We start from the raw sequence: 15,750 nt of genomic DNA on the forward strand, positions 1-15,750 counted from the left end.
CCGGCAGGCTGGCGCGCCCTCCTCACGCCGGGGAGCCCTTCATGGAATTCGACTGGTCCGTTATCGGCGAGGCCATGCCCGCCCTGTTGAGCGGCGCACGCCTTACCATCCTCATCACCCTTGCCGGCCTCGTGGGCGGCCTTGCCGTGGGCTTCGTCGCGGGCCTGATGCGCGCCTATGGCAATGCGTTCCTGAACGCCGTCGCCTTTGCCTATATCGAGCTCATCCGCGGCACGCCGATCGTCGTGCAGGTGATGTTCATCTATTTCGCACTGCCGGTTCTCGCCGATATCCGCGTCAATCCGATGACCGCCGCCGTCACGGCGATCGTCGTCAATGCCGGCGCCTATATCGCGGAGATCGTGCGCGGCTCGTTCCTTTCCGTGCACCGGGGCCTGAAGGAGGCCGGCCTGGCGCTCGGCCTGCCGCTGTGGAAGGTGCTGGTCTACATCATCGGCCCCGTCGCCTTCCGGCGCATGATCCCGCCGCTCGGCAACCAGTTCATCGTCAGCCTCAAGGACACCTCGCTGTTCATCGTCATCGGCGTCGGCGAGCTCACCCGCCAGGGCCAGGAGATCATGGCCGCCAACTTCCGCGCGGTCGAGATCTGGAGCGCGGTGGCGATCCTCTACCTCCTGATGACCGGAACCCTGACGCTGATCCTGCGCGTCACCGAAAAGAGGATGCGAATCCTGTGAGCATCGTGGAATTTCGAAACGTCACCAAGACCTTCGGCCCCGTCGTGGTGCTGCGCGAGGTCGACCTCAACATCGACAAGGGCGAGGTGGTCGTGCTGATCGGCCCGTCCGGCTCGGGAAAGTCGACGCTGCTTCGCTGCATCAACGCGCTGGAGGAGATCAACGGTGGGGATCTCGTCGTCGACAATATCAGCGTCAAGGCCGGCCGCTCGCAGGTGCGGCTCATCCGCCAGGAGGCTGGCATGGTCTTCCAGCAGTTCAACCTCTTCCCGCAGATGACGGCGCTGGAGAACGTCGCCTTCGGCCCCCGGCGGGTGCGCGGCATCAGCCGTGCCGAGGCCGAGGAGCAGGCCAGGGCGCTGCTCGCCAAGGTGGGCCTTGCCGAGCGCGGCCACCACTATCCGGCCGAGCTTTCCGGCGGCCAGCAGCAGCGCGTGGCGATCGCCCGGGCGCTGGCCGTCAAGCCGAAGCTGATGCTGTTCGACGAGCCGACCTCCGCGCTCGACCCGGAGCTGCGCCACGAGGTGCTGCGCGTCATGCAGGCGCTCGCCGAGGAGGGCATGACGATGATCGTGGTCACGCATGAAATGGCCTTTGCCCGCCAGGTCGGCACGCGGCTGATCTTCATGGAGGACGGCAAGATCTCCGTCGACGGCAAGCCGGCCGACCTGCTCGCCAATCCGGAAAATCCACGCCTGCGGGAGTTCTTGCAGCATGTCCACTGAAAACCGGCTGGGTTTCATCGAGATCGCCGGCATGCCGCGGGAGATCGGCCTCCAGCTCGGCCGTTTCGGCCGCGATATCGCCCATCGCCACCTCGTGCACGGCCATGCCTGGGCTTCGGTCCTCGCCTTTCGCGCGGATCCGCGCGTTGCCGCGATGCGCCGGATGGTGGAGGCCCGCTTCCCCGCCTGTTGGGCGGAACTGCAGGGCCTCGCCCTCGGCCTCGATCTTCCCTTCGACGACGTCTTCCTGTGGAACTGCCGCGGCGACCTCTGGGCCTTCGCGCCGGACGGCTGCACGACGGTGCAGATACCGGGCGCCGAACCGCTGCTCGCCCACAACGAGGACGGCGATCCCGGCTTTCGCGGCCATTGCGCGCTCGCCCATATCCGCCCCGGGGGCGGCACGGCCTTCACCAGCTTCGTCTACCCGGCCTCGATCCCCGGCCATACCTTTGCGGTGACGGCGACAGGTCTCGTCCAGACCGTCAACAATATCCGCTCGCGCGGTGTCGGCGCCGGCCTGCCGCGCATGGTGCTCGGTCGCGCCCTGCTGGATTGCCCGTCGATCGACGCGGCTATCCACCTGCTGGAGAGCTCGGAACGCGCCGGCGCGTTCCACATGACGCTCGGGCAAAGGGGCGATCCGCGGCTTGTCGGCGTGGAATTCACCCACAAGCACTGCTCCGCCGTCACGCTCGACCGCCCGCAATGCCACGCCAACCACCTCGTTCATGCCGGCATGGCCGGCGAGCGGCAGGTGATCACCGGCTCCTCCCGGTCCCGGCAGCAACGCGGGGACCAACTCATCGCCGAGGGCGGAGAAGGCCTGCGGAATCCACGCGCCATCCTGTGGGACAAGGCCGTAGCGCCGCTGCCCATCTACCGTGCGCAGCCGGACGACCCGGACCACGAGAACACGCTGACGACCGCCGTGTTCCACATCGGCGCGAACGCCATCCGCTGGCAGGTTCACGACCGCCCGGAAGAGACGCCCCGCTTCGTGATGGACGGCACCCTCAAGCCCGTGTCCTGATATCCGCCTGTCGAAGGGGCGGCGGGGACAGCCGCCCGCGCCTCGTCACCCGAACGTATAGGCCGCGATCGACTCCGGCTTCATCTCGATGGAGAAACCCGGCCGCGCAGGCGGCATATAGGCGGCGTTCTCGATGCGGCAGGGATCGACGAAATGCTCGTGCAGGTGGTCGACATATTCGATCACTCTGCCCTCCTTCGTGCCGGAGACAGCGACGTAGTCGATCATCGAAAGATGCTGGACATATTCGCAAAGGCCGACGCCGCCGGCGTGCGGCCAGACCGGCAGGCCGTATTTCGCCGCCATCAGAAGCACGGCGAGCACTTCGTTGAGGCCGCCCATGCGGCAGCTGTCGATCTGCACGATGTCGATCGCGCCGCCGGCGATCATCTGCTTGAAGATGATGCGGTTCTGGCACATCTCGCCCGTCGCCACCTTGACCGGATGAATGGCCGCGCGGATCGCCTTGTGGCCGGCGATGTCGTCCGGGCTCGTCGGCTCCTCGATGAAGAAGGGCTTGTAGGGTTTCAGCTCCGACACCCAGTCGATCGCCTGCCCCACCTCCCAGATCTGGTTGGCGTCGATCATCATGGTGCGCTCGTCGCCGATCACCTCGCGGGCGATGCGCAGGCGCCGCTTGTCGTCTTCGAGGTCACGGCCGACCTTCATCTTGATATGGGTGAACCCCTGGTCGACGGCCTCCTGGCAGAGGCGGCGCAGCTTCTCGTCGTCATAGCCGAGCCAGCCGGCCGAGGTCGTGTAGCAGGGGTAACCTTCCTTCTCCAGCGTCGCGATGCGCTCCGCCTTGCCGGCTTCCGCCTTCTTCAGGATGGCCAGCGCCTCCTCCGGCGTCAGCGCATCCGTCAGGTAGCGGAAATCGACGATGGAGAGGATCTCCTCCGGGCTCATCTCGGCGACGAGCCGCCAGACGGGTTTGCCCGCCTGCTTGGCCAGGAGGTCCCAGACGGCATTCACCACGGCCCCGGTCGCCAGATGCATCGCGCCCTTGTCCGGGCCGATCCAGCGCAACTGGCTGTCGCTCGTGACATGACGCCAGAAGCGGCCGGGATTTTCGCGCACCCAGGCAAGGTCGAGGCCGACCACCAGATGCTTCATCGCCTCGATCGCCAGGCAGCAGATCTCGTTGCCGCGGCCGATGGTGAAGGTGAGGCCATGGCCTTCGAGGCCGGGCGCATCCGTGCCGAGCACCACATAGGCGGCCGAATAGTCCGGATCCGGGTTCATGGCGTCCGAGCCGTCGAGGCTCTGCGAGGTGGGAAAGCGCAGGTCGATCGAGCGAAGGCTGGTGATCTTGGTCATGGTGCGGCCCTTGCAATGGCCGGCGCTCTGCCGGCTAAAAAATGTCTCAGATGGTCCAGCCGCCGTCGATGGCGTAGGCCTGTCCGGTCGTGTAGGTGGCGCTCGCGAGATAGACGGCGAGGTCGGCGATCTCTTCCGGCGTTCCGATGCGGCCGATCGGCTGGCGGGCGATGAAGGCCGCGCGCGCCGTCTCGTAGTTGCCCTGCGCGCGCAGGCGATCCTGCAGCGAGGGGCTTTCCACCGTGCCGGGGCAGATGCAGTTGCAGCGGATGCCCTCAGCCACGTAGTCGGCCGCCACCGACTTGGTGAGCCCGACGACCGCCGCCTTGGTGATGGTGTAGGCCGCCCGGTTCGGCACGCCCTTCATGCTGGAGGCGACCGAGGCCATGTTGATGATCGCGCCGTCCTTCTTCTCCAGCATCGCTGGCAGCACGGCGCGGATGGTGCGCACCATGGCGCGGACATTGAGGTCGAAGGCAAAATCGAGGTCCTTGTCCGGCATGTCGAGGATCGTGCCGGCGTGCACGAAGCCGGCGCAGTTGAAGAGCACGTCGAACGGGCCGGTCGCCGAGACCACGCGGTTGACCGTCTCCTCGCTCAGGACGTCGAGCACATAGGTCTCGATACCCGCCTCGCCGGCAAGGCTTTTCAGCGCATCGGCATTGATGTCGGTCGCGACGACCTTGGCGCCCGCGCGGGCGAAGGCGATGGCGCTCGCCTTGCCGATGCCCTGGCCTGCGGCGGTGATGAGGACGCGCTTGTCTTGAAGGGAAAGGCTCATGATGGCTCCTTGTGGTGCGTCAGGCGCCCGGACGGCGCTCGACGACGTAGATATGGTCTGCGGCGAGAACGACCTCGCCCTTCTGGTTGACGACTTCCGTGCGCTCGATCACCCGGCCGAAGCCGGCGCGTTTCGGATCATCCTCCTTACCTGATATCGTCACGCGGGTGTGGATCGTATCACCGATGAAGACGGGCCTGATGAAGCGCATGCGATCATAACCGTAGGAAAATGCAACAGGATTGATGACGCTCGCCGTCAGTCCGACGCCAATCGCAAAGACCATGGTGCCATGGGCGATGCGCTGGCCGAAAGGCTGCGTCTTCATGAATTCGGCATCCATGTGGTGCGGGAAGAAATCGCCCGTGTGCCCGGCATGCACGACGAAATCGGTCTCCGTGATGGTGCGCCCGCTCGTCTTGCGCCCCTCGCCGATTTCATAGTCTTCGAAATACCTGACCTGTTCCATAGGCTGTTCCTGTCTAGGGCCGTGCGGCGAGCGGCGTCGCGGGCGCGGCGCTGGAGGCATAGGCCGCCTCGACGAGCGCCATGGTCATCCATGCATCCTCGACCGAGGAGACGAGTTCCGCGTCTTCGCCCGACATGAAGCGCTGAAGGTTCGCCATGCGGCCGACGAAGGCGTCCGGGAACCACGTTCCTTCCAACGGCACCGGCACCCAGCCCTCGCCGCCCTTGAGATGGATCTCCAGAATGTCGGGCTCGCCGCGCGGATAATCGAGATTGACGCCGAGCTGGAGATAGGCCGCGCCCTCGGTGCCCGAGACGCGGAATTCGCAGGCCTGATGCCTGCGGCCGAACCTGTGGTCGTGGTTGACCGAAAGGGCGCAGCGGACACGGTCGCCATAGTCGAGGATTGCCGTGGTGCGCGTTTGCGCCATCCCATGGTTCGGGTGGCCGATCGACTTGGCGTGCACGCCCCCGGGATCGCCCAGCACCTGGCGGATGACGTCGAGATAATGGATCGAGTGCATGGCGATCTCGATGCGCGGCAGGCCTTCGAGGAAGGACCAGAGCTGCCAGGGCGTATCGAGCGCCAGATGGACGTCGAAATCGACGACCTCGCCGAGAAGCCCCCTGGCGATGGCGTCCTTCAGCGCCAGCATCATCGGCGCGAAACGAAGCTGGAAATTGACGGCGGCCTTGAGCTTCCTGTCGCGGCAGATCGTCAGGATCTCCGTCGCAGCGGACAGGTCGGCCCCCATCGGCTTCTGGATCAGCACCGCCGCCCCCTCCGGCAGCGCCGCCAGCACCTTCGCATGTGCGGCCGGGGGCGTTGCGAGATCGAAGATGGCGCTCTCGACGGCAATGGCCTCCTCGACGGTGCGATAGGCCGTGACGCTCCACCTTTCGGCGAGCGCCTTCGCCTTGTCGTGGTCCGGATCATAGAGGCCGGCGATCGGGAAGCCGCCCTTGCGATAGGCCGGATAATGCGCGTCGCCGACGATCGAGCCGGCGCCGAAGGTGACGATGGGACGCGGGTTCGCCGGCAGCGGCCAGGATTGGGCTAGGGTTTGGGGGTCAAAGGACATGGCACACCTCTTGAAGATGAGGCGTAACCTTAGCCTCACCCCCCTCTGCCCTGCCGGGCATCTCCCCCTCAAGGGGGGAGATTGGATGGAGCACCGTCTCGCCTATCTCCAGCGTTTCCGATTGAGCACGGGTTTTGCCTCGTGCCGATCTCCCCCCTTGAGGGGGAGATGCCCGGCAGGGCAGAGGGGGGTGAACCACAACCTCACGCATGAAAGAACACCTCTTCCATGCCCACCCACCACTCGCCATCCTTCCGCGTCTCCAGCGGCGACTGGCAGGGCATGCAGACGGCCCACCATTCCTGCGTCTTCGCGTCGGCGGCCATCTTCGCCATGTCGGCGGCATAGTCGCTGCCGTGATATTCGAAGAAGGAGAACAGCAGGTTCTCCGGCTCCTTCAGGAAGATCGAATAGTTCCTCATATTGCAGGCGGAAATCATCGCCAGCACCTCCGGCCAGACGGCGGCGTGCAGGCGCTTGTAGTCTTCGATCTTCTCCGGCTTCACGCCGATCACCATGCCGATGCGCTGCATCTCCTAGACCCTTTTCCGGATTTCGCGCTCGAATTCGGCAATGGAGCGCGCGCGGATCGCATCCCAGTCCCAATCGATGCCGAGGCCCGGCGTCATGGGCGCGAGCGCCATGCCGTTCTCGATGGTCAAGCGCGAGGTGGTGATGTCGTCGAGTTGCGGAATGTATTCGAGATATTTGCCGTTCTGCACCGCACAGGTCAGGCTGACATGCAGCTCCATCAGGAAATGCGGGCAGACGGGCATGTCGAAGGCCTCCGCCGCATGCGCCACCTTCAGCCAGGGCGTGATGCCGCCGATGCGGCCGGCATCGACCTGCACGATGGAGCAGGCACCCTTCTGCATGTATTCGCGGAAATGGCGGATCGAATAGAGCGATTCGCCGACGGCGATGGGTGTCGCCGTCGCGCGGTTGAGGCGGACATGGCCGTCGATGTCGTCCGCCGGCAACGGTTCCTCGATCCAGCCGAGATCGAGGTCGCGCAGGCGCCCGGCCCGGCGGATCGCCTCGTCGACGGAAAAACCCTGGTTGGCGTCCGTCATGATCTCGTAGCCGTCGCCGACCGCCTTGCGCACGGCCGAGAGGCGCGCGAAATCCTCGGATCCATGCGGCTTGCCGATCTTCACCTTGGAGCCGGAAAAACCCTTCGCCTTGGCATCCAGCGCATCCTCGACGAGCGCCTCCACCGGAATGTGCAGCCAGCCGCCCTCGGTCGTGTAGAGCGGGCAGCGGCCCTTCGCCCCGCCGGCGAGCTTCCAGAGCGGCAGGTTCTGTTTTCGCGCGCGCAAATCCCAGAGCGCGGTGTCGATGGCGGCGAGCGCGATCGAGGTGATCGCGCCGATGGTCGTCGCATGGGTCGTAAATTCCAGCTCGTGCCAGATCGCCTCTATCCGGTCGGCGTCGCGGCCGAGAAGGCGCGGCGCGAGATGATCGGCAAGAAGCCGCATGACGGAGGAGCCGCCGGTACCGATCGTGTAGCTGTAGCCGGTGCCGACCGCCCCGTCGCTGTCGGTAACGGTGACGAGCGGCGTTTCCTGGGAAACGAAGCTCTGGATGGCGTCCGTGCGCTCGACCTTCGGGCGAAGGTCGACCATTTTCAGCTCGATGCGTTCGATCCTCGCCATGTCAGCCCCTGAGCGTCTTGCCGGTCTCACCGTCGAAGAGGTGAGCCTGGGAGAGGTCGAAGCAGAAGGGCAGCGCTTCGCCGGACACAAGTCGCCGCGGGTTCAGCATGCGGCCGACCCATTCCGCGCCGCCGAAATCGGAGAAGACGAGGGTCTCGTTGCCGAGCGGCTCGGTGAGGATGACGCGCAGGTCCTGCCTGTATACATCGGCATCCTCGCCGGAATGGATGCCGTGGCCGGCGGGATAAAGATCGTCCGGTCGCAGGCCGAAGGTCACCCTCTGGCCAGCCGTCACCCGATCCCGGAAGCGGGACGGCAGCGGCAGGCGGTCGCCACTGGAAAAGACCACATGGCCGTCGGCGATCTCGGCGTCCTTGAGGTTCATCGGCGGCGAGCCGATAAAGCCGGCGACGAATTTCGAGTTCGGCCGCTGGAAGACGTCCTCCGGCGTGCCGACCTGCTCGATATGACCGTCGCGCATGATGACGATGCGGTCGGCGAGCGTCATCGCCTCCACCTGGTCGTGCGTGACGTAGATTACCGTCGACTGCACCTTGGCATGCAGCTTCTTGATCTCGACGCGCATCTGCGTCCTCAGCTTCGCATCGAGGTTCGACAGCGGCTCGTCGAAGAGGAAGACTTCCGGCTGGCGCACGATGGCGCGGCCCATGGCGACGCGCTGGCGCTGGCCGCCGGAAAGCTGCGAGGGCCGCCGGTCGAGGAGATGCGCGAGGTCGAGCGTTTTTGCCGCCTCCTCCACGCGCGGGGCGATCTCCTCCGGCTTCTGGCCGGCGATCTTCAGCGAGAAGCCCATGTTCTCGCGCACCGTCATATGCGGATAGAGCGCGTAGGACTGGAAGACCATGGCAAGGTTGCGCGAGCGCGGCGGCAGGTCGTTGACGATCTTGCCGCCGATCCTGAGATTGCCGCCGGAGATCGGTTCCAGCCCGGCGATCATGCGCAGCGTCGTCGACTTGCCGCAGCCGGAGGGGCCGACGAGAGCAATGAACTCGCGGTCGGCCACCTCCAGGTCGATGCCATGGACCACTTCGACCGCACCGTAGCGCTTGACCAGCTTTTCGAGGGAAACGGTTGCCATGGATTATCCTTTGACTGCGCCGGAGGTGAGGCCGGACACCAGATGCTTCTGCACGACGAAGGTCAGCACGAGAGCGGGGATGATCATGATCACCGCCAGCGCGCACATGCCGCGCCAGTCGATGGTGAACTCCGCGGTATAGTCGAGCAGGCCGACGGGCAGCGTCTTGGAATTGACGGAACGGGTGAGCTGCGAGGCGAGCGCGAACTCGTTCCACGAGGTAAGGAAGGCGAAGATGCCGGCCGACGCGATTCCGGGGCCGGCGAGCGGGAACTCCACCTGCCAGAAGGCCTGCCAGCGCGTGCAGCCGTCGATCTGCGCGGCCTCGGCGAGATCCCGCGGCACCTGCCGGAAGAAGCCGTCGATCAGCCAGATCGTGAAGGGCACGTTGAGCGCCACATAGGCCATGATCAGCCCGAAATGCGTATCGATGATGCCGAGCTTCGAATAGACGAAGAACAGCGGCAGCGAGAGCGCGATGCCCGGCACCGTGCGCGTCAGCATCAGGCCGAGGAAGATCGAGGATTTCACCTTGAAGCGGAAACGCGCGAAGGCATAGCCGCCGGCCATGCCGATGGCGAGCGCGATCGCCGTCGAGGTGACGGAAACGATCAGCGAATTGCGGAAATACTCGATGACCGGAATGCCGCCCTGCCCGACGCCGGAGAACATCGCGACATAGGCATCGAAGGACAGGTCCTCGGGGATCCAGACTGGCGGCTTCGCCATGATCTCGACCGTCGGGCGGAAGGAGGCGAGCACGATCCACAGGCCCGGCAGGCAGATGACGGTCATCGCCAGGAAGAGGCCAATCTTGTGCGCGGCGGAGAGGAGAAGGCCGTTGAGGCGGGCTTTCGTGTTCTCGTTCATCTTTACCACTCCCCCCTTACCATTCGGCCGCGATCTGGGTCCGCGCCGCCGCAAGCTTGCGGAAGAAATAGACGGTGAAGAGGATGGAAAGCAGGATCGCGACATAGGCCATGGCATTGGCGAGACCCATGCGGGCATCGGCATAGGCGGTGCGCGAGACGAGCGTCCACAGCAGCTCGGTGCGCTTGGCCGGCCCGCCGTCCGTCATGATCTTCACGATGTCATAGGCTCGCGCGACATCGAGCGAGCGGATGGTCATGGCGATATAGGCAAACGGCATGATAAAGGGCCAGGTGACGTAGCGGAACGTCTGCCAGGGCGTGCAGCCGTCGACACGCGCCGCCTCGATCGGCTCCTTCGGCATGGCGAGCAGGCCCGCGAGGATGAGGATGGCGAAGACCGAGGTGGACGACCAGATTTCGGCGACAAGAATGGCGGTGAAGGCGAGCGAGCCGTCGATCAGCCACGGGATCGCCTGGTCCGTCAGGCCGAGCGATTGCAGGGCGTTGTTCACGAGGCCGATATTGTCGTTGAACATGAACTTGAACTGGAAGCCGACGAGGATCGGCGAGAACATCATGGGGAACATCATGATGGTTCTCAGCAGCCGCTGTCCGCTCGTCGCCTTCTCCACCAGCATGGCAAGGCCGAGGCCGAGCAGCATTTCGACATTCAGCGCGACGGTGAGCAGGAGCACGGTGCGGCCGAACGCCGTCCAGAATTCGCGGTCCGCCAGGATGCGCGCATAGTTGCGAAAGCCGATGAAGGTATAGAGCGAGGCGGGCTGCGTCAGCCGGAAGGGCGTGAAGCTCGAATAGAGCGACAGGATGAGCGGAACGATGACGACGGCCGCGAGCACCACGATGGCGGGCAGCAGAAGCAGAAACGGCGCCGGTGGCCTCCAGCCTTTCATGAATGCCTCTTGGATATGCTCCGGTCGGCCGCCCTTTCAGGGCGCCGGCCGTATTTCGAGAAGCGGCCGCTACGGACGGCCGCCGGTTCGCTTGTTTCGGGCGGTGCCCCACCCCCCACTCATCGCGGACGCATGGATCCTCGGGTCAAGCCCGAGGATGACGGAGGCGAGGGTGCCAATAGGCGCTGCCCCTCATCCGGCCTGCCGGCCACCTTCTCCCCGCAAGCGGGGCGAAGGAGATATGCCGCGCCGGTTTCCTAAACCAATGCCCGTTCGTGGGGCACGTCACTCTCCCCGCTTGCGGGGAAAGGGTCAGGGTGAGGGGCAAGCTTGCCTCAGAGCGCGCCCGCATCCTCAAGGATCTGCGTCGCCTTCTCGGCCGCCGCGTCCAGCGCCTCCTTTGAGGTCTTGTCGCCGAGGATGGCGGCCTGCAGCTCGGGATAGACGGCGTTGGAGATCTCGATCCAGGCCGGCGTCTGCGGCACGGCGAAGGCGTGCTTCGCCGCCTCCTGGAAGGCGGTCAGGACTTCCTTGCGGTACGCGTCGCTTTCCGCCTGCTGGATATTGTAGTCCCAGACGGCCGTGCGCGTCGGCAGCGGGCCGGCGGAGGATTCCAGCTTCTGGCTGTCCTCGTTGGTGAGGAACCAGACGAGCGAGGCGGCGGCGTCCTTGCTGGCGCAGCTTTCCGTCACGGAAAACCCGTGGTGGCCGGACCAGCCGGTGCGCTTGCCGGAGGAGCCGGCCGGCTGCACCTTCACGCCGACATTGCCGGCGACCTTCGAAGACTTCGGATCATTGAAGAAGCTCGCCCAGCCGGGCCAGTCGAGGTTGACGGCGATCGTGCCGGAAGCGAAACCCTGGCCGAGGTCGTCCCACAGATAGTTGGTCGTACCGACCGGCACGGCCTTCGCCTTGTAGAGGTTGACGAACCAGTCGAGGGCGCGAACGCCCGCGTCCGAGTTGAAGGCCGGCTTGCCGTCGGCGTCGAGATAGTCGCCGCCCTCGGCGACCAGCATTTCATAGAAGCGGCCGTTGATCGCCTCCTCCTTGCCGGCATATTGCGTACCGTAGAAATCCGGCGGGTTCGCGAAGAAGACCGCCTGGTCGGCGACCTGCCGCCAGGTGTCCGGCGGGGCGAGATCGTAGCCGTATTTCTCCTTGAACGCCGCCTTCTTCGCGTCGTCCTCATAAAGGCTCTTCTGGTAGTAGAGCGCGGAAACGTCGAACTGCGCGCGCGGCAGCATCACCAGCTTGCCGTCGAGCGTCGAGGAGGCGATGTTCGCCGGCACGAAGGCATCGATCTCCTCCTTCGGCAAGAGCGCAGAAAGATCGGTGTAGATGTCGGGATATTGCGGGGCGAAGGACGAATGGTTCGAGCCGACGCACCAGGTGATGTTGCCGGTCGCGATATCCGACTTGATCTCCTTGTCCAGCTCGAAATGGTTCTTCTTGGAAAGAACGTTCACCTTCGCGCCGGTCGCCTTCTCCCATTCGGCAATGCGCGCATAGAGCGCTTCATACTGCTGGCCGCCGATGAGCTTCGCATCGACGGTGACGCCCTCGAATTTTCCCGGCAGATCGGCGGCGAGCGCAGCGCCCGCCCACGCGCAGATCACGGCACCGGCGGCAACGCCGGCTAGAAATCTCGTCATCTTCTCCTCCCATTGGCTTCTCGCCAGCCCTTACCAATAAGAGCTTCATTCATATACAAACTTACTATTCACATATCGTCAAGCGCAAATCGGTATCCCGGGATTGTCACGCCTTATTTCTGCGTATATGAATCTACTCATTCACTGGAGGAATTCGGGTGTCGGACGAGGAAAACGATCGCTACAGGGCGCCGGCGCTCGACAAGGGCCTCGACATCCTGGAGCTCCTCGCCGGCGTCGACGGCGGCCTCACCCAGGCGGAGATCGCCAAGCGGCTCGATCGCAGCCCGAACGAATTCTACCGCATGCTCGACCGGCTGGTGAAACGCGGCTACGTCACCCGCATCGACGGCGACCGCTTCTCGCTGACCCTGAAACTCTTCGGCCTCGCGCAACTGCACGCGCCGGTGCGCCGGCTCGTCTCTTTCGCCGTGCCGCTGATGCGTGAACTGGCCGAAGCCTCGCGCCAGGCCAACCAGCTCGTCGTCTTCGACCGCGGCAATCCCGTCGTCATCGCCCAGCAGGAGGCACCCGGCTACTGGGGCATCTCGATCCGCGTCGGCTCGCGCATCGGCCTGTTCGACACGGGCTCCGGCCACGCGCTGCTCGCCTTCCGCTCGCCGGAAGAGCGCCTGCGCATGATCGCCGAGCATGTCGGCGACGGCGGCACGGACATGCGCGTCACGCCGGAATTCCTGGCGCGGCTCGATCTCATCCGCTCGCGCGGCTACGAAATGATGCCGAGCGCCCAGACGGCGGGCGTCATCAACCTCTCGGCGCCCGTGCTCGGCGCGGACGGCAGGGCGATCGCCGCCCTGACGATCCCCTACATTACCCTGATCAACGCGCCGGTCGCGCCGGATATCTCGACGACCATCCAGCTGCTCGGCGAGACGACGCGCAGGCTGTCGGAAATGGCAGGCGCCGGCTTCAACGCCGAGGAGCAACAGGCTTCGCATCTGAAGGCATGATTCGCCGGCGCGGCGAAGGCACGGCTCATCCGTCCCCCGCAAAACTTTTCAGGAAGAGCGCATTGAGGTCCGCAACGGCGTTTGACGCCGGCGCGCTACCCGTCACGGCCTGGTTGATGCGCTGCGAGGCGGCGTCCTGGAAGGGCATGTAGCCGGCATGCCGGGGGCGCAGCCAGGCGCCCTCCAGCGTCCGGCGCGTGTTGCGGTAGAAGCCGAGCGTCGCGGCATTGGCCGCCTCGTCCTCCCAGCCTGCCGCATGGCCGGGCTGGCCGCCGGCCTGCCAGTAGCGGCCCGCCTGCTGCGGCCCGGCCGCAACCCAATAGGCGAAATCCACGGCCGCCTCGCGCTGTGACGAGAAGGCGGAAACGGCGATGCCCGTGCCGCCAAGCGCAGAACCGACCGGCCCCGCATCGCCGGCAACCGGCATGTCGGCAAAGGCGATGCGGTTTGCCCGGAAGCCGGCGAGGGAGTAGCTGACATAACCGTAGATCAGCGGCGAGAGACTGTAGCGCGATCCCGCCTCGCCCATCCGGTCCAGCACGGCGATGGGGTCCATGCCGGTGCAGGCAGGGTCGGCGAGCGCGGCAAGCTCCCGGATCATCTCGATCGCCTGCACGCCGGTTTCGGCATCGACGAAGGGCCGGTCCCGTTCCACCGCGCAGGGCCGGCCGAGATTGCCGCAGAGCGTGAAGAGACACATCAGGGAATGCGGCGGGCGCAGCGGCAGCAGCATTTCGCCGGCCTTTGCCAGATCCAGCACCTCCGCCCATGTGCCCGGTGCCCTGCCCAGCCGATCCGGCCGGAAGGCGAGCACCTGGGTGGCCGCGTCGATCGGGAAGGCCCATTGGCGGCCCTGCCAGTTGTAGCTCGGGAAGGAGAGGCCGACGCTGCCGCCCGCAAGGGCCGCGAAGGCCGCCTCGCGGCCGGGCAGGTCCAGCGGCGTAAGGCAGCCTTCCGCCGTGATCTGCCCGACATGCGGATGGTCGATGACGATGAGGTCGTAGCGGCGGGCGAGGTCCTCGACCGGAAAGCTCTCGAAATCCTGCAGCGAGCGCTTGTCCCATTCGATGGAGACGCCGGTCCTGGCGCGCCAGTCCTGCGTGCAGGCCACCATCGGGTCGTAGCCGCGCGGATGGCTCCAGGTCATGCCCCTCAGCGTGATCGCGCCCATCACGAAAACTCCGCGCGGATCGCCGCCGAGTGCTCGCCGACGCGCGGCGCGGCGCGACGGCCGAGAGGACGCCGGCCGTCCACGCGCACGGGGCAGCGGGTCGTGCCGATCGAAACCGCATCCTCGCGCGTCACCGTCTGCAGCATGTCGAGGATGCGGAAACCGTCGCTGGCCAGAAGTTCCGGCCATTCCAGCACCTTCGAGCACCAGATGTCGGCGGGCTCCAGGATGGAGAGCCAATGCTCGACGGTCCGGGTCGCGATGCGGCCGGCGATGATCCGCTTGATCGCATCGCGCGCGGTGAACCAGGCCTTGCTGTCGTCGCGATAGGGCGCCAGCGCCTCGATCTGCAGCAGATCCTGCAGGCGGCCGAGCGGCGTCATGGCGATCGCGAGGTAACCGTCCTTTGCCGGATAGACGCCGTAGGGCGCGGAGAGATAGGCATGCGCGCTGCGGAAATCCGAGCGCTTCGGCTTGCGGCCGCCGTCGTTGAGATGGGTGGTCAGCACCTCGAACTGGAAATCGACAAGGCTTTCGAGCAGGCTCGTCTGGATATGGGCGCCCTTGCCGGACATGCCGCGGCGCACGAGGGCGGCGAGGATGCCCTGGCAGGCATTGGCACCGGCGAGCATGTCGGCGACCGCAAGGCCGAAGGGCACCGGCCCCTGCGCCTCGTCGCCGTTCAGCCACATCAGGCCGGAGCGTGCCTGCGCCAGGAGATCCTGCCCCGGGCGCATGACCCAGGGGCCATCCTCGCCATAGCCGCTGATCGAGGCATAGACGATCGCCGGGTTGATCGCCCTGACGGCCGCATGATCGAGCCCGAGGCGTTCGATGACACCCGGGCGGAAATTCTGGATGAGCACGTCGGCCTTGCCGAGAAGCCTGCGCAGGAAGGCGAGGTCGCCGGGGTCCTTCAGGTCGATGCCGAGGCTTTCCTTGCCGCGGTTGATGGCGTGGAAGAGCGTCGAATCGCCGCCGATCTCGGTGTCGCTGAGATAGAGCCGGCGGGAGAGATCGCCGCCATCCGGCCGCTCGATCTTGATGACGCGGGCGCCGAGATCGGCAAGCCGCAACGAACAATAGGGGCCGGAGAGGAACTGGCTCATATCGACCACGGTCAGGCCGGCCAGAAGTCCCGTCTCATCCTGCATGCGCATCTCCTCCTGCGCTCCCGAAGGCTACGCCAAATAAATTCTTATTTGAATTATTCTTTCATATATGGATTGCCGTTTCAAGCCTCGGAACCCCGTCAGACGCTACATGGACGGATGCTTCCCCCACCGCAGCCACGCGATCAGCCCCCCCGGCA

At 65.6% G+C, this 15,750-nt stretch carries 16 protein-coding genes; 4 read left to right on the top strand and 12 right to left on the bottom strand.

Going from position 1 to position 15,750, the window contains the following annotated elements:
• Positions 1 to 41: 41 nt before the first annotated feature.
• Genes glnP through AABQ55_RS26020 form a run of 3 tightly spaced genes read left to right on the top strand, consistent with a single transcriptional unit; the run spans position 42 to position 2,456 of the window.
• Positions 42 to 698, top strand: coding sequence for a glutamine ABC transporter permease GlnP (gene glnP / locus AABQ55_RS26010; protein WP_244766620.1), 657 nt, complete (start codon positions 42 to 44; stop codon positions 696 to 698).
• Positions 695 to 1,423, top strand: a complete 729-nt coding sequence (gene glnQ, locus AABQ55_RS26015) for a glutamine ABC transporter ATP-binding protein GlnQ (protein ID WP_064333136.1) — start codon at positions 695 to 697, stop codon at positions 1,421 to 1,423. Before glnP ends, glnQ begins: the two co-directional genes overlap by 4 nt.
• A complete protein-coding gene (locus AABQ55_RS26020; protein ID WP_272807955.1) occupies positions 1,413 to 2,456 on the top strand; it encodes a C45 family autoproteolytic acyltransferase/hydolase in 1,044 nt (347 codons plus the stop codon). Before glnQ ends, AABQ55_RS26020 begins: the two co-directional genes overlap by 11 nt.
• Positions 2,457 to 2,501: 45 nt before the next feature.
• Here the strand turns inward: AABQ55_RS26020 and AABQ55_RS26025 are convergent, their stop codons facing one another.
• The 10 genes from AABQ55_RS26025 to AABQ55_RS26070 all read right to left on the bottom strand — a co-directional run bounded on the left by AABQ55_RS26025 (position 2,502) and on the right by AABQ55_RS26070 (position 12,296).
• On the bottom strand, positions 2,502 to 3,776 hold the full coding sequence (locus AABQ55_RS26025; RefSeq protein ID WP_272807954.1) for an L-fuconate dehydratase: 1,275 nt from the start codon (positions 3,774 to 3,776) through the stop codon (positions 2,502 to 2,504).
• A gap of 46 nt (positions 3,777 to 3,822) precedes the next feature.
• The gene (locus AABQ55_RS26030; RefSeq protein WP_272807953.1) at positions 3,823 to 4,557 is read right to left on the bottom strand and encodes an SDR family oxidoreductase; all 735 of its coding nucleotides are present in this window, start codon (positions 4,555 to 4,557) and stop codon (positions 3,823 to 3,825) included.
• A gap of 19 nt (positions 4,558 to 4,576) precedes the next feature.
• On the bottom strand, positions 4,577 to 5,026 hold the full coding sequence (locus AABQ55_RS26035; protein ID WP_272807952.1) for a MaoC/PaaZ C-terminal domain-containing protein: 450 nt from the start codon (positions 5,024 to 5,026) through the stop codon (positions 4,577 to 4,579).
• 13 nt (positions 5,027 to 5,039) lie between these two features.
• A complete protein-coding gene (locus tag AABQ55_RS26040) occupies positions 5,040 to 6,107 on the bottom strand; it encodes a Gfo/Idh/MocA family protein (protein ID WP_272807951.1) in 1,068 nt (355 codons plus the stop codon).
• 203 nt (positions 6,108 to 6,310) lie between these two features.
• Positions 6,311 to 6,640, bottom strand: coding sequence for an L-rhamnose mutarotase (locus AABQ55_RS26045; RefSeq protein ID WP_272807950.1), 330 nt, complete (start codon positions 6,638 to 6,640; stop codon positions 6,311 to 6,313).
• 3 nt (positions 6,641 to 6,643) lie between these two features.
• The gene (locus tag AABQ55_RS26050; RefSeq protein ID WP_272807949.1) at positions 6,644 to 7,762 is read right to left on the bottom strand and encodes a mandelate racemase/muconate lactonizing enzyme family protein; all 1,119 of its coding nucleotides are present in this window, start codon (positions 7,760 to 7,762) and stop codon (positions 6,644 to 6,646) included.
• Between the two features lies 1 nt (position 7,763).
• Positions 7,764 to 8,861, bottom strand: coding sequence for an ABC transporter ATP-binding protein (locus AABQ55_RS26055; protein WP_272807948.1), 1,098 nt, complete (start codon positions 8,859 to 8,861; stop codon positions 7,764 to 7,766).
• A gap of 3 nt (positions 8,862 to 8,864) precedes the next feature.
• Positions 8,865 to 9,731: a carbohydrate ABC transporter permease gene (locus AABQ55_RS26060; RefSeq protein ID WP_272807947.1), complete on the bottom strand. Its 867-nt coding sequence runs from the start codon at positions 9,729 to 9,731 to the stop codon at positions 8,865 to 8,867.
• 16 nt (positions 9,732 to 9,747) lie between these two features.
• Complete coding sequence (locus tag AABQ55_RS26065; protein WP_272807946.1) at positions 9,748 to 10,644, bottom strand: carbohydrate ABC transporter permease; 897 nt, start codon at positions 10,642 to 10,644, stop codon at positions 9,748 to 9,750.
• 335 nt (positions 10,645 to 10,979) lie between these two features.
• Positions 10,980 to 12,296: a sugar ABC transporter substrate-binding protein gene (locus AABQ55_RS26070; RefSeq protein ID WP_272807945.1), complete on the bottom strand. Its 1,317-nt coding sequence runs from the start codon at positions 12,294 to 12,296 to the stop codon at positions 10,980 to 10,982.
• A gap of 158 nt (positions 12,297 to 12,454) precedes the next feature.
• Here AABQ55_RS26070 and AABQ55_RS26075 point away from each other — a divergent pair, with 158 nt between their 5' ends.
• Positions 12,455 to 13,267, top strand: a complete 813-nt coding sequence (locus AABQ55_RS26075; RefSeq protein WP_272807944.1) for an IclR family transcriptional regulator — start codon at positions 12,455 to 12,457, stop codon at positions 13,265 to 13,267.
• A 25-nt stretch (positions 13,268 to 13,292) separates the two neighbouring features.
• On the opposite strand, the gene AABQ55_RS26080 is transcribed toward AABQ55_RS26075, so the two are convergent.
• Positions 13,293 to 14,438 carry an extracellular solute-binding protein gene (locus AABQ55_RS26080; RefSeq protein WP_272807943.1) on the bottom strand — a complete coding sequence of 382 codons (1,146 nt, stop codon included), beginning with the start codon at positions 14,436 to 14,438 and terminating at the stop codon, positions 13,293 to 13,295.
• Entirely contained in the window at positions 14,438 to 15,592 is a 1,155-nt protein-coding gene (locus AABQ55_RS26085) for a CaiB/BaiF CoA transferase family protein (RefSeq protein ID WP_272807942.1), read from the bottom strand. The genes AABQ55_RS26080 and AABQ55_RS26085 overlap by 1 nt, the downstream gene beginning before the upstream one ends.
• Between the last annotated feature and the right edge of the window lie 158 nt (positions 15,593 to 15,750).

This window comes from Shinella sp. WSD5-1, from assembly GCF_963942435.1.
Lineage (GTDB): Bacteria > Pseudomonadota > Alphaproteobacteria > Rhizobiales > Rhizobiaceae > Shinella > Shinella yambaruensis.

Coding starts and splice junctions, on each gene's coding strand:
- AABQ55_RS26055 (WP_272807948.1), bottom strand. CDS start 8,861: ATGGCAACCGTTTCCCTCGAAAAGCTGGTCAAGCGCTACGGTGCGGTC.
- AABQ55_RS26070 (WP_272807945.1), bottom strand. CDS start 12,296: ATGACGAGATTTCTAGCCGGCGTTGCCGCCGGTGCCGTGATCTGCGCG.
- AABQ55_RS26065 (WP_272807946.1), bottom strand. CDS start 10,644: ATGAAAGGCTGGAGGCCACCGGCGCCGTTTCTGCTTCTGCTGCCCGCC.
- AABQ55_RS26035 (WP_272807952.1), bottom strand. CDS start 5,026: ATGGAACAGGTCAGGTATTTCGAAGACTATGAAATCGGCGAGGGGCGC.
- AABQ55_RS26045 (WP_272807950.1), bottom strand. CDS start 6,640: ATGCAGCGCATCGGCATGGTGATCGGCGTGAAGCCGGAGAAGATCGAA.
- AABQ55_RS26080 (WP_272807943.1), bottom strand. CDS start 14,438: ATGGGCGCGATCACGCTGAGGGGCATGACCTGGAGCCATCCGCGCGGC.
- glnP (WP_244766620.1), top strand. CDS start 42: ATGGAATTCGACTGGTCCGTTATCGGCGAGGCCATGCCCGCCCTGTTG.
- AABQ55_RS26085 (WP_272807942.1), bottom strand. CDS start 15,592: ATGCAGGATGAGACGGGACTTCTGGCCGGCCTGACCGTGGTCGATATG.
- AABQ55_RS26020 (WP_272807955.1), top strand. CDS start 1,413: ATGTCCACTGAAAACCGGCTGGGTTTCATCGAGATCGCCGGCATGCCG.
- AABQ55_RS26025 (WP_272807954.1), bottom strand. CDS start 3,776: ATGACCAAGATCACCAGCCTTCGCTCGATCGACCTGCGCTTTCCCACC.
- AABQ55_RS26060 (WP_272807947.1), bottom strand. CDS start 9,731: ATGAACGAGAACACGAAAGCCCGCCTCAACGGCCTTCTCCTCTCCGCC.
- AABQ55_RS26030 (WP_272807953.1), bottom strand. CDS start 4,557: ATGAGCCTTTCCCTTCAAGACAAGCGCGTCCTCATCACCGCCGCAGGC.
- AABQ55_RS26040 (WP_272807951.1), bottom strand. CDS start 6,107: ATGTCCTTTGACCCCCAAACCCTAGCCCAATCCTGGCCGCTGCCGGCG.
- AABQ55_RS26050 (WP_272807949.1), bottom strand. CDS start 7,762: ATGGCGAGGATCGAACGCATCGAGCTGAAAATGGTCGACCTTCGCCCG.